The 12,516-nt window shown below is 72.4% G+C and carries 10 protein-coding genes; 5 read left to right on the plus strand and 5 right to left on the minus strand.

Annotation, left to right across the window (positions count from 1 at the left end):
* Positions 1 to 51: 51 nt before the first annotated feature.
* Both AB0J53_RS06620 and AB0J53_RS06625 read right to left on the minus strand, forming a co-directional pair.
* Entirely contained in the window at positions 52 to 1,155 is a 1,104-nt protein-coding gene (locus AB0J53_RS06620; protein WP_364169204.1) for a hypothetical protein, read from the minus strand.
* A 168-nt stretch (positions 1,156 to 1,323) separates the two neighbouring features.
* The gene (locus tag AB0J53_RS06625) at positions 1,324 to 1,881 is read right to left on the minus strand and encodes a TetR family transcriptional regulator (protein ID WP_219517995.1); all 558 of its coding nucleotides are present in this window, start codon (positions 1,879 to 1,881) and stop codon (positions 1,324 to 1,326) included.
* A gap of 83 nt (positions 1,882 to 1,964) precedes the next feature.
* On the opposite strand from AB0J53_RS06625, the gene AB0J53_RS06630 reads away from it, so the two are divergent.
* On the plus strand, positions 1,965 to 2,690 hold the full coding sequence (locus AB0J53_RS06630; protein WP_219517994.1) for an SDR family oxidoreductase: 726 nt from the start codon (positions 1,965 to 1,967) through the stop codon (positions 2,688 to 2,690).
* Here AB0J53_RS06630 and AB0J53_RS06635 read toward each other — a convergent pair whose 3' ends face one another.
* A complete protein-coding gene (locus AB0J53_RS06635) occupies positions 2,691 to 4,133 on the minus strand; it encodes an LCP family protein (RefSeq protein WP_364169208.1) in 1,443 nt (480 codons plus the stop codon).
* Between the two features lie 144 nt (positions 4,134 to 4,277).
* On the opposite strand from AB0J53_RS06635, the gene AB0J53_RS06640 reads away from it, so the two are divergent.
* From AB0J53_RS06640 to AB0J53_RS06655, 4 genes are all read left to right on the plus strand, one after another.
* Complete coding sequence (locus AB0J53_RS06640) at positions 4,278 to 5,204, plus strand: hypothetical protein (protein ID WP_364169211.1); 927 nt, start codon at positions 4,278 to 4,280, stop codon at positions 5,202 to 5,204.
* A gap of 39 nt (positions 5,205 to 5,243) precedes the next feature.
* A complete protein-coding gene (locus AB0J53_RS06645) occupies positions 5,244 to 6,428 on the plus strand; it encodes an acetyl-CoA C-acyltransferase (RefSeq protein WP_364169214.1) in 1,185 nt (394 codons plus the stop codon).
* On the plus strand, positions 6,425 to 8,518 hold the full coding sequence (locus AB0J53_RS06650; RefSeq protein ID WP_364169217.1) for a 3-hydroxyacyl-CoA dehydrogenase NAD-binding domain-containing protein: 2,094 nt from the start codon (positions 6,425 to 6,427) through the stop codon (positions 8,516 to 8,518). The genes AB0J53_RS06645 and AB0J53_RS06650 overlap by 4 nt, the downstream gene beginning before the upstream one ends.
* Positions 8,519 to 8,610: 92 nt before the next feature.
* On the plus strand, positions 8,611 to 9,042 hold the full coding sequence (locus AB0J53_RS06655; protein WP_364169220.1) for an SSI family serine proteinase inhibitor: 432 nt from the start codon (positions 8,611 to 8,613) through the stop codon (positions 9,040 to 9,042).
* Positions 9,043 to 9,079: 37 nt separating this feature from the next.
* On the opposite strand, the gene AB0J53_RS06660 is transcribed toward AB0J53_RS06655, so the two are convergent.
* Positions 9,080 to 10,537, minus strand: a complete 1,458-nt coding sequence (locus AB0J53_RS06660; RefSeq protein WP_364169222.1) for an amino acid permease — start codon at positions 10,535 to 10,537, stop codon at positions 9,080 to 9,082.
* A gap of 40 nt (positions 10,538 to 10,577) precedes the next feature.
* Complete coding sequence (gene dxs / locus AB0J53_RS06665) at positions 10,578 to 12,458, minus strand: 1-deoxy-D-xylulose-5-phosphate synthase (RefSeq protein WP_364169850.1); 1,881 nt, start codon at positions 12,456 to 12,458, stop codon at positions 10,578 to 10,580.
* Positions 12,459 to 12,516 lie beyond the last annotated feature (58 nt).

The following is a 12,516-nucleotide window of genomic DNA, read 5'->3' on the forward strand; positions in this document are numbered from 1 at the left end:
CGCATCCTCGCACGCCTCGCCGCCGGATGACAGCGCGCGTGCCGGGGCTGGTCAGGCCCAGGGGAACAGGATGTCCAGCAGTCCGCCCTTCTTGCTCTCCGACGGCTGCGGCTGCGGCTGCTCGGTGGGCTGGGGGGGCTGGGTGGTCCGCTGCTCCTCGGGGGTCGGCTCCTTGGTCGGCTTGGGCTTCTTCTCCTCGACCTGGGGCCGGACCTGGTCGTCGCCGGTCTCGTTCATCTCGCGCACCTGGGACTGGGTGGCGCGGGTGGTGGGCCTGGCCGACTGCCGGGCGGTGCGGGTGGGCTGGGCCTCGTCCATCGCCGGGGAGCGGGTGGGGCGGACCCGGGCCGTGGTCGGCTCCTGGGAGGGGGTTACGGTCTGGGAGACGCTGGGTTCGGGTGTGGCCGTATCGGTGGCTTCGCCGATCGGGACGTCCGTAATGGCGTCCTGCGGGGCGGTGGGCGAGCTGAGCTCGCCGACGCTGGCGCACTTGCCGCCCGCGCACGGGTCGTCGGAGGACGTGCCGGTGAGCATCCAGCCGGCCGCCGCGCCGGCCAGGACCACGGCGGCCGCCGCGACCAGCAGCACCCGGGTGCGGCGGCGCACCTCGCGCTCGCCGCCGTCGTGCTCGTCGCCGGAGCCGTCGGTCCAGCCGGAGCCGAGGAAGCCGCGCCTGGGCTCGTCGGCCTCCTCGCCGTAGCCGCGGTCGAGCGGCAGGTACGGGGGCTCGTCGGCGTCGTCGCGGTCCACCGGGCCGCTGTCGGCGTCGCCGGTGTAGTGCGGGCCGCTCGCCGCGTCACCCGTGTAGTGCGGGCCGCTGTCGGCGTCGCCGGTGTAGTGGGGGCCGCTGGGGGCGTCGCCCGTGTAGTGCGGGCCGCTCGCCGCGTCGCCGGTGTAGAGCGCGTCGGCGGCGTACGCGGGGTCGCTGAAGGCGTCGCCCGCGTACGGGGCGGGCGCCGGCTGGTCGCCGCCGATGCGCTCGGAGGCGCCGTCGGCGTGCAGGACGTACGTCTCGCTGCCCGAGACCTGGATGGCCGGCTGCTCGTCGGTGTCCTCGGTGCTCCAGCGGGGGGACAGCACGTCGCCGGTCAGCTCGGGGTTTAACGCTCGCCCCTGCGCGTCCTCATAGGACTTGTCGTTCTCGTCGCGCGCCACGCTGAGCCTCTCTAGTACGAATACGGACCGCGACCTTTCTTAACAGAATCAACCCCAACTTGTCCGGAAATTTCACCTGTTTCGCTAAAACTACGCTGCGTAACTTCGGTCACTCCGGCAACATCACCGGCCACACGCAGTACGGACGCGGAACGGACGCGGAACGGCTCAGAGCCCGGCGGCGAGCACGTCCAGAGCGGCCTTGACCCGCTCGATCGGCACCCCCTGGTCGCGCACCTGCCGGGCCAGCAGCGGCGCGGCGAGCGGCGCCAGCAACGCGTCGGCCAGGCAGTAGACGTCGGCGTCGGGACGCAGCCGCGCGATCAGCAGCGCGAGGTGCGCGCGATAGGCGTCGTACGCGCCCCCGAACCGGGCGTACGGGCCGGCGGTCTCGGCCATCACCAGCAGGTCGAGCTGCTCCACGGTCCGGTCGGCGAGCGCGGCCAGGAAGGCGCGGACCCGCTCGCGCGGCTCGGCGCCCGGCCCGAGCGGCGGGGGCCCGTCGAGGAAGGCCGCCTGAAACTCCCGCTCGCGCTCGTCGATGAGCGCGTACGCCAGCCCGGACCGGTCGCCGAAGCGGCGATAGAGGGTGCCGACCCCGACCCCGGCGGCGGCGGCGACCTCCGCCATCGACAGCCCGGCGACCCCTTCGGCGGCCACGATGGCGGCCGCGGCGTCGAGGATCCTCTCCCGGTTGCGGGCCGCGTCACGTCTCACGCCCCTCATCTTCCCTCACTTGCCATCCGGAACGCATTCCGCTTACTGTTGAAGCGGAACGTATTCCGCTTGACTGAGTAGGAGACGCAGTGATGAGAGTCGCTCTGGTGACCGGTGGCAGCAGAGGCATCGGCGCGGCCATCGCGCGCCGCCTGGCCGCCGACGGGTTCGACGTGGCGATCACGTACGCCTCGGCCGCCGGCAGGGCCGCGCAGGTGGTCGCGGACGTGGAGGCGGCCGGGCGGCGCGGCCTGAGCCTGCGGGCCGAGGCGGCGCGCGCCGAGGACCTGGTGGCCGCCGTCGAGGACACGGTGGCCGCGTTCGGCAGGCTGGACGTGGTGGTCAGCAACGCCGGCATCGCCCCGTACGGACCCCTGGAGGACGTGACGCTCGACGAGGTGGACCGCACGCTGGCCGTGCACGCGCGGGCGGCGTTCGTGCTGGCGCAGGCGGCGGCCAAGCACCTGCCCGAGGGCGGCAGGATCGTCACGATCGGCAGCAGCCTGGCCGAGCGGGTCCCGTACCCGGGCTGGACCCTCTACGCGATGAGCAAGTCGGCACTCAGCGGGCTCACCAAGGGCCTGGCCCGCGACCTGGGCCCGCGCGGCATCACCGCGAACCTCGTGCACCCCGGTTCCACCGACACCGAGATGAACCCGGCCGACGGCCCGGACGCCGACGACGAGCGCTCCTACACGGCGCTGGGCCGCTACTGCGACCCCGGCGACATCGCCGCGACCGTCTCCCACCTGGTGGGCGAGGGCGGGCGGTCGATCACGGGGGCGGCGATCGCGGTGGACGCGGGCGTCACCGCCTGACTAGAGGCACGGGTTCGTGGAGCTGTCGACGACCTTGTCCTTGAGCGAGTCGGGGATCGTCGACACGACCCGGACGCCGGGCCAGTCGGCGCCGATGACGAGCTGGACGGACGGGCCGGGGGGCGGCGTGGCGGCGCTCTTGTACGGCTCCGCGGACACCGGCCTGACCTTGCCCGCCACCGGGGTGCGCTTGTCCTTCGACAGCCGGGCGGCCACCGCCTCGGCGTACGCGGGGCCCTGGGCGGCGTCCTTCTTGGCGTAGCGGATCGTGGTGGTGTCCGCCGGGGCGGCGTTGCCGACGTGGGTCACGACGAAGCCCTGCGCGGCCAGCTCCTCGGCCACGACGCCGGCCTTGCCCTGCTCGCCGGTGGCGTTCAGCACCTGGACGCGCACCTGCTCGTTCTTCACCTTCGGGGCGGAGCTGGGGGCGGCCGGGCCCTTGGTCGCCGTCACCTCCACGTCCTCGCGTACCCGCTTGAAGAAGTCCGACGCCGCGGGCTCGCTGAACTGGACCCGGTTCTTGTCCGCCGGGTACGGCTCGGTGGGCACCGTGATGCCCTTGAGCTCCTTGGCCGTCATGCCGCTGACGCTGTTGGCGATCTCCAGCATGCGCTCGGGCGTGAGCTCGCTGTCGACGGTCACCGCCTTGATCCCGGCGCGCAGGAACGCGTCGAGCGCGATCGGGTCGGTGAGCAGGCCGCCGTCGGTGACCTTCTCCATCACCTTGGTGAGGAACACCTGCTGGCGCTGGATGCGGCTCAGGTCGCTGCCGTCGCCGAGCGCGTAACGGGTGCGCACGTAGCCGAGCGCCTGCTCGCCGTTGACGACGTGCTTGCCGGGCCCGAGCACGAACTTGGCCTGCGGGTCGTTGACCGCCTTGGGCAGGCAGATCTCGATGCCCTTGATCGCGTCGATGATGCCCTTGAAGCCGGTGAAGTCGACCTTCACGAAGTGGTTGATGTGGATGTCGGTGAGCGCCTCGAGCGTCTTGATCGTGCAGGCCACGCCGCCGTCGTTGAACGCGGAGTTGATCTGGCCGATCCCCGCCGGGCGGACGCCGCCGCCGCGCAGCTCGCACTCCGGCATCATGACCATCGAGTCACGCGGGAAGCTGATCATGGTGGCCTTGTCCCGGTCGGGCGAGAGGTGCAGCAACATGATCGTGTCGGTGCGCTCGCCCTTGCCCTGCGACAGCGCCCCGTACTTCTTGTTGACGCCGTCACGCGAGTCGGAGCCGATGAGCAGCACGTTCAGCGCGCCGGTCTCCCGGGGGCGGTCCGTGCCGAGCTGACCGGAGAGGTCGGACTGCTTCAGCTCGCCGTAGATGCTGCGGTAGTAGCCGTACGCCGACAGCGTGACCACCACCAGCACGCCGGTCAGCACGACGCCCACCCAGCCCGCCGGGGTCAGCCGCCGGGCGGTCCGTGAGTTCGCGTTTCCCACGCTGTGCCCCTCAGAAGATGATCAGATCGGGCAGCATACTGAGAAACGGGCCATCGCCCGAAATGATCGCCGATGAACCTAGGGCTCCATGCGAACTCGGTGAATCCGGGACGTCACACACCGTTGTCCCGCATCATGACATCCATGCCCTCGACCAAGATCGCGCCCCCTCCCGGCGCGTCCTCCGTGGCCGCCCTCCGCACGCGGGCGCTCGCCGCACGGCGGGCCGCCCGCATCGCGCTGACCTCGTCGATCGCGCTGCTCTGCGCCGTCCAGCTCATCGCCGAACGGGCTCCCGCCGGGCAGGACACGCTGCCGCTCGCCGTGCTCGCGCTGGCCGTCACCCTCGGGGCGCCGCCCGCGCTGGCGCTCACCCAGGCCGTCTGGGGCGTGCGGGCCCGCGCCGTCCGCCGCCGCGAGAGCGAGCTGTACGCCGCCCCGCCCTCCCCCGGGCTCACCCTCGGCCGCCTCGCGGTGGCGGCCGGCTGGGCGGTGCTCGTCCTGCTCGGCTGCGCGGTGCCCCAGCTCTTCACCGCCGCCGGCCACCCCGCCCCCGCCGGCGCCCTGACCATCCCCCTCACCGCCGCCACCACCGCCACCGCCTGCCTCGCAGCCTGGTGGACCACCACCCGGACGCCCAGCCGCGCGGCCTCGTGGGCGCCTCCCCGCAGCGGGCCTGCTCACGTCGGCGCGGTGCCGCCGTCGGCGTCGGCCACCCCGAGCGGGCCTACCGAAACGCGGGCGGCGAGGCCCGGCCGGATCAGGCGGGCCTCCCGATGGGCGGCTTCCCGCAGGGGGCCCGCCCGCGTCGGCGTGGCGTCGCGTTCGGGGGGAGCGGGGCGGGGTGGGCGGGGGACGGCGTCCGGGTGGGCGGGGAAGGTGCCGGGGGATCCGTGGGATCCGGGGCGCGGGGCGCGTACGGAAGGGTGGGGGCGGGTGTCGTGGGCCTGTGCCGTCGCGGGGGTCGTGGCCCTGGTCGGCGCCCGCGCGCACCTGTGGGACCCGCACGTCGCCGCTGTGTACGCCCTGCTGGCCGCGACGCTCGTCTGCGGAGTAGTTACTGGCGAGTAGCATGGGCGAGGAAGCTGTCCAGCAACGAGGAGCGAATCCGTGCCTTCCTCTCGTGACGTCGTGTTCGTCGACGGCGTGCGCACGCCTTTCGGCAGGTCGGGGCCGAAGGGGCTGTACGCGGAGACCCGCGCCGACGACCTGGTCGTCCGCGTCATCCGCGAGCTCATCCGGCGCAACCCCGGCCTGCCGCCCGAGCGGGTCGACGAGGTCGCGATCGCCGCGACCACCCAGATCGGCGACCAGGGCCTGACCATCGGCCGTTCGGCCGCGGTGCTGGCGGGCCTGCCCAAGTCGGTGCCCGGTTACGCGATCGACCGCATGTGCGCGGGCGCGATGACCGCGGTCACCACGGTGGCGGGCGGCATCGCGTTCGGCGCCTACGACGTGGCCATCGCGGGCGGCGTCGAGCACATGGGCCGTCACCCGATGGGCGAGGGCGTCGACCCGAACCCGCGGTTCCTGTCGGAGAAGCTGGTCGACCCGAGCGCCCTGGTCATGGGCATGACGGCGGAGAACCTGCACGACCGCTACCCGTCGATCACCAAGGACCGCGCCGACGCCTACGCGGTGCTGTCGCAGGAGAAGGTCGCCAAGGCGTACGCCGACGGCAAGATCCAGCCTGACCTGGTGACGACGGCGATCCGCACGGCCGAGAAGGGCTGGGGCCTGGCGGTCCAGGACGAGGCGCCCAGGCCGGGCACCACGGCGGAGGCGCTGGCCGGGCTGAAGACGCCGTTCCGGCCGCACGGCAACGTGACGGCGGGCAACTCGTCGGGCATCAACGACGGCGCCACCGGCTGTGTGGTCGCCGCCGCCGACGTGGCCGCGGAGCTGGGGCTGAGCGCGAAGATGCGGCTGGTGTCGTACGCGTTCGCGGGTGTGGACCCGGAGGTGATGGGCGTCGGCCCGATCCCGTCGACCGAGCGGGCCCTCCGCCTGGCAGGTCTGGATATTTCGGATATCGGGCTGTTCGAGATCAACGAGGCGTTCGCCGTCCAGGTCCTCGCGTTCCTGGAGCACTTCGGCATCGCCGACGACGACCCCCGCGTCAACCCCTACGGCGGCGCGATCGCCTTCGGCCACCCGCTGGCCTCCTCGGGCGTGCGGCTGATGACGCAGCTCGCCCGCCAGTTCGGCGAGCGCCCCGACGTGCGCTACGGCATCACCACCATGTGCGTCGGCATGGGCATGGGCGGCACCGTGATCTGGGAGAACCTGGCATGAGCGACATCGAGACCTGGCGCGCGCTGCTGAGCGACCGCAACGCCGACGAGGTGGTGACCAAGGCCCTCGTCCGCGACGTCGAGCTGCCCGGCGGCGCGGGCACGATGGCCCTCATCACGCTCGACAACGGCTTCGACCACACCAAGCCCAACACGTTCGGCCCGCACGGCCTGTTCGCGCTCAACGGCGCGCTGTCGGAGATCGCCGCCCGCACCGACCTGGTCGCGGTGGGCGTGACCGGCAAGCCGTTCATCTTCGGCGTCGGCGCCGACCTCAAGGGCGCGGCCCAGGTGACCTCCCGCGAGGAGGCGCTGGCCATCGGCGCGCTGGGCCACCACGTGTTCCGGCGGCTGGGCGAGCTGGGCATCCCGTCGTTCGCGTTCGTCAACGGCGCGGCCATGGGCGGCGGCCTGGAGATCGCGCTGCACTGCACCTACCGGACGATCTCCTCCGGCGTCCCGGCGGTCGCGCTGCCCGAGTGCTTCCTCGGCCTGGTGCCGGGCTGGGGCGGCACGCAGCTGCTCCCCCGCCTGGTCGGCCCGGCCAACGCGATCAAGCTGATCATCGAGAATCCGCTGAGCCAGAACCGCATGGTCAAGGGCGCGCAGGCGTACGAGCTCGGCGTGGCCGACGCGCTGTTCGAGCCCGCCGACTTCCTGGAGGAGTCGCTGCGCTGGGCCGCCCGCGTGCTCCAGGGCGCCGAGCAGGTGTCGCGCCCCGACCACACGGCGGGCGACTGGGACAAGACGGTCGCCGACGCCCGCTTCCTGGTCGACCTGAAGCTGCACGGCGCCTCCTCGGCCCCCTACCGGGCGCTCGACCTCATCGCGCTGGCCCGTACGGCCTCCCGCGACGAGGGCTTCGCGGCCGAGGACGAGGCGCTGGCCGACCTGCTGATGAGCGACGAGCTGCGGGCCGGCCTGTACGCCTTCGACCTGGTGCAGCGGCGGGCCAAGCGCCCGGCCGGCGCGCCCGACAAGGCGCTGGCGCGCAAGGTCACCAAGGTCGGCGTCGTCGGCGCCGGACTGATGGCCTCGCAGATGGCGCTGCTGTTCGCCCGCCGCCTGGAGGTCCCGGTCGTGCTGACCGACCTCGACCAGGCGCGCCTGGACAAGGGCGTCGGGTACGTGCACGCCGAGGTGGACAAGCTGCTGACCAAGGGCCGGATCTCCGGCGACCAGGCCAACCGGCTCAAGGCGCTGGTGACCGGGTCGCTGACCAAGGACGCCTTCGCCGACGCCGACTTCGTCATCGAGGCGGTCTTCGAGGACCTGGCGGTCAAGAAGCAGGTGTTCGCCGAGGTGGAGGCCGTGGTCCCGGCCGAGTGCGTGCTCGCCACCAACACCTCGTCGCTGTCGCTGACCGAGATGGGCGCGGACCTGAAGCACCCGGAGCGGCTGGTCGGCTTCCACTTCTTCAACCCGGTCGCGGTCATGCCGCTGCTGGAGATCATCCGGGGCGCGGCGACGGACGACGCCACGCTGGCCACCGCGTTCGCCGTCGGCAGGTCGCTGAAGAAGTCGTCGGTCCTGGTCAAGGACGCCCCGGCGTTCGTGGTCAACCGGCTGCTCACCCGGTTCATGGGCGAGGTCATCACCGCCGTCGACGAGGGCACGCCGCTGGAGACGGCCGAGCACGCGCTGGACGGCCTCGGGCTGCCGATGACGCCGTTCGCGCTGCTGCAGCTCGTCGGCCCGGCCGTCGGCATGCACGTGGCGGGGACGCTGCACGAGGCGTTCCCGGACCGGTTCGGCGTCTCGGCCAACCTGGCCAAGCTCGTCGCCTCCGGCAAGCCCGGCGTGTACGGGGCGGACTTCTCGCTCGACCCCGAGGCGGTGGCGTTCTTCGCGGGCGGCGACCGCCCGTCCACGGCCGAGCAGGTGCGCGAGCGGGTGCTCGGCGCGCTGTCCGAGGAGATCCGGCTCATGCTGGAGGAGGGCGTGGTGGCCGCGCCGCAGGACATCGACCTGTGCATGATCCTGGGCGCGGGCTGGCCGTTCCACCTGGGCGGCATCACCCCGTACCTGGACCGCAGCGGTCACTCGCAGTCACGCTTCCTGCCGCCGGGGGTGGCCTCTCTCCCGGCTTGACCTGGTCTTTGAGGAGGTCCGCCCGGCGGGCCTCCTCAACGGTCGTCACTGTCCGTCGTAGCGTGTGGTCCCTCGCTACGAAGGGAGACACCATGTTGAAGGCGGTCGGCGCGCTGGCGCTGAGCGGAGCCTTCCTGTTCGCCGCGGCGGCTCCGGCGCTCGCGGATCCGGCCCCGCGATCGGACCAGCGATCGGACCAGCGATCGGCCCCGCGGCCGGAGCAGCGGTCGGCGCTGCGCGTCCTGGTCGCGGAGAAGGGCGGCGAGACCAAGGCCGTCACGCTGACCTGCGACCGTGACGGCGGCACCCACCCGTCGCCGCGCGCGGCCTGCCGGCTGCTGCGCAAGGCGGGCGGCGACCCGGCCAGGCTGGCGGCCTCGCCCGGCCAGGTCTGCACCAAGGAGCTGCGCCCGCACGCGGTCGTCGTGGCCGGCATGTGGCGGGGCAAGCCCGTCGTCTTCGGCCGCGTCTACAGCAACGCGTGCCTGATGCGCGCGGCGGGCGGGGCGGTCTTCACGCTCTGACCGCCCCTTCCGGGGGTGGCCGCCCGCCCCCGGACCGTCAGAGGCCCTGCCGGGCCCTGCTGTGGCGCCTGCCGTACAGGAAGTAGAGCACGGCTCCGATGACCATCCAGATGACGAACCGCAGCCACGTCTCGACGGGCAGGTTGAGCATCAGGTAGAGGCAGGCGAGCACGGCCAGGATCGGCAGCACCGGCACGCCCGGCGCGCGGAAGGCGCGTTCGAGCTCGGGCCGGGTGCGGCGCAGGATGATCACGCCGGCGGAGACGACGACGAACGCGAACAGCGTGCCGATGTTGACCAGCTCGGCCAGCGCGCCCAGCGAGATGAACCCGGCCAGCACCGCCGCCACCGCGCCCACGATCGCCGTCAGCAGCGCGGGCGTGCCGGTCCTGGGGCTGACCTTGGCCAGCGGGCGGGGCAGCAGCCCGTCGCGGCACATCGCGAACAGCACCCGGGTCTGGCCGAGCATGAGGATCATCACCACGGTGGTCAGGCCGGCGATCGCGCCGATGCTGATGAGCGTGGCCGCCCACGACTGGCCGACGGCGGTGAAGGCGTCGGCCAGGGGCGCGCTGCTGCTCAGCTCGGTGTAGTGCTGCATGCCCACCACGACGAGCGAGACCGCGACGTACAGGATCGTGCAGATGGCCAGCGAGCCGATGATGCCGCGCGGCACGTCGCGCTGCGGCTCGATGGTCTCCTCGGCGGCGGTGGCGACGATGTCGAAGCCGATGAAGGCGAAGAACACGATCGCGGCGGCGGAGAAGACGCCGAGCACGCCGAAGGCGACGGGCGTGATGCCGAACAGCACCTGGATCAGCGGCGCCTGGACGCCCTCGACGGTCGGGGTGGCCTCGGGCGCGGGGATGAACGGCGTGTAGTTGGCCGCCTTGACGAAGAACAGCCCGGCCACGATCACCAGCAGGATGACGGCGACCTTGATGACCACGATGGCCAGGTTGACCCGGGAGGACAGCTTGATCCCGGCGATCAGGACGCCGGTGAGGATCAGCACGATGATCATCGCGGGCAGGTTGACCACCGGCTCGTCCCCGGCGATCGAGGCGGGCAGCTGGATCCCGATCGAGGACATCAGCGAGGCGAAGTAGCCTGACCAGCCGACGGCGACCACGGCCGCGGCCAGGGCCATCTCCAGCAGCAGGTCCCAGCCGATGATCCAGGCGGGGAACTCGCCCAGCGTGGCGAAGGCGAAGGTGTAGGCGGAGCCTGCCACCGGGATCGTGGAGGCGAACTCGGCGTAGCACAGCGCCGCCAGGCCGCAGACGACCGCGGCGACCACGAACGAGATCGCCACGGCCGGACCGGCCATCTCCTTGGCCACCTGGCCGGTCAGCACGAAGATGCCGGTGCCCACGATCACGCCGATGCCGAAGACGGTCAGGTCCACGGCGTTCAGGCGCTTGCGGAGCTGGTGCTCGGGGGCTTCGGTGTCGCGGATCGACTGCTCGACACTCTTGGTGCGAAAGATATCCACGGTGAGCGACCTTCCCCCACCGCGGATGATCAACCGCCTGCTACGAAGGGCTTACCACGGGGGAACCGCGCCGGGCGACGGCCTCGGTGATCTGCCGGGCCAGGTCCTGCCCGGTGAGCCCGATCCGCCCGAGGATGGCGGCCCGCTTGGCGTGGTCGAGGAACTCCTGCGGGATGCCGTAGGAGCGCACCGGCACGTCCACGTCGGCGTCGCGCAGCAGGCGCGAGACGGCGTCGCCGACGGCGCCCACGCGGCCGTTGTCCTCGACGACGGCGACGAGCTTGTGCGCCTGCGCCGCGCCGACGAGGGCCTCGTCGAGCGGCTTGACCCAGCGCGGGTCGACCACGGTCGAGGAGATGCCCTGCGCGTCGAGCAGGACCGCCGCCTCCATGCACGCCTGCGTCATCGGGCCGACGCCGACCAGGAGCACGTCGGGCTCGCCGGAGGCGGGCTCGCGCAGCACGTCCATCGTGCCGAGGCTGCCGACGGGCTCGACGGCCTCGGCGACCGGGCCCTTGGGGAAGCGCAGCGCGGTGGGCCCGTCGGAGACGGCCACCGCCTCGCGCAGCAGCTCGGTGAGCCGCCTGCCGTCGCGGGGCACGGCGACGCGCAGGCCGGGCACCACCTGGAGGATCGACAGGTCCCACATGCCGTTGTGGCTGGCGCCGTCGTCGCCGGTGACGCCCGCCCGGTCGAGCACCACGGTGACCGGGAGCCGGTGCAGCGCCACGTCCATCAGGAGCTGGTCGAAGGCGCGGTTGAGGAAGGTGGCGTAGACGGCGACCACGGGGTGCATGCCGCCGAGGGCCAGGCCGGCGGCGCTGGTGAGGGCGTGCTGCTCGGCGATGCCGACGTCGTAGATGCGCTCGGGGAACGCCTCGGCGAAGGCGGCCAGGCCGGTCGGGTGGAGCATCGCCGCGGTGATCGCCACCAGGTCGTCGCGCTCGTGGCCGAGCCGGACCAGCTCCTCGCTGAAGACGTTGGTCCAGATGCGGCCCTTGGGCTTCTCGGCGCCGGTGGCGCGGTCGAAGGCGCCGGGCGAGTGGAACTGGTCCTCGTCGTGGTTCTCGGCGGGGCTGTAGCCGCGGCCCTTCTGGGTGAGGGCGTGCACGATGACCGGGCCGCGGAAGCCGCGGGCCTTGCGCAGCGCCGCCTCCATGGCCTGCTCGTCGTGGCCGTCGATGGGGCCGACGTATTTCAGGCCGAGGTCCTCGAACATGGCCTGCGGGGCGATGACGTCCTTGACGCCCTTCTTGATGCCGTGCAGGGCGTCGTAGAGCACGGGAACGTTCCCGATCTTGCCCTTGACGTACTCCAGCATGTCCTCGTAGCGGCGGTTGACGCGCAGCGACGACAGGTGGGAGGCGAGCCCGCCGATGGTCGGCGAGTAGGAGCGGCCGTTGTCGTTGACGACGATGACGATCGGCAGGTCCTTGGCCCCGGCGATGTTGTTGAGCGCCTCCCAGGCCATGCCGCCGGTCAGGGCGCCGTCGCCGATCACCGCGACGACCGTGCGGTCGTGCTCGCCGCGCAGCTTGAACGCCTTGGCCAGGCCGTCGGCGTAGGACAGCGCGGTCGAGGCGTGGGAGTTCTCGACGAAGTCGTGCTCGGACTCGGCCCGGCTGGGGTAGCCCGACAGGCCGCCCTCCTGCTTGAGCGCGTCGAACCCGGCGGCCCTGCCGGTCAGCAGCTTGTGCACGTAGCCCTGGTGCCCGGTGTCCCACACGACCGGGTCGCGGGGGGAGTCGAAGACGCGGTGGATGGCGATGGTCAGCTCCACCACCCCCAGGTTGGGCCCCAGGTGCCCGCCGAACTTCGCGCACGAGTCGACGAGCAGGTCCCGCACCTCACCCGCCAGCCGCGGCAGCTCCTCGGCAGCGAGCCTCTTGACGTCGTGCGGTCCCTTGACTGAGTCCAGCAACCCGCTCACGGATCAGACTCCCCTCTGGTCTTGTACGCCGACGCAAGGAGTCTAGTTC

It is taken from the genome of Nonomuraea sp. NPDC049725 (assembly GCF_040674795.1).
Lineage (GTDB): Bacteria > Actinomycetota > Actinomycetes > Streptosporangiales > Streptosporangiaceae > Nonomuraea > Nonomuraea ceibae.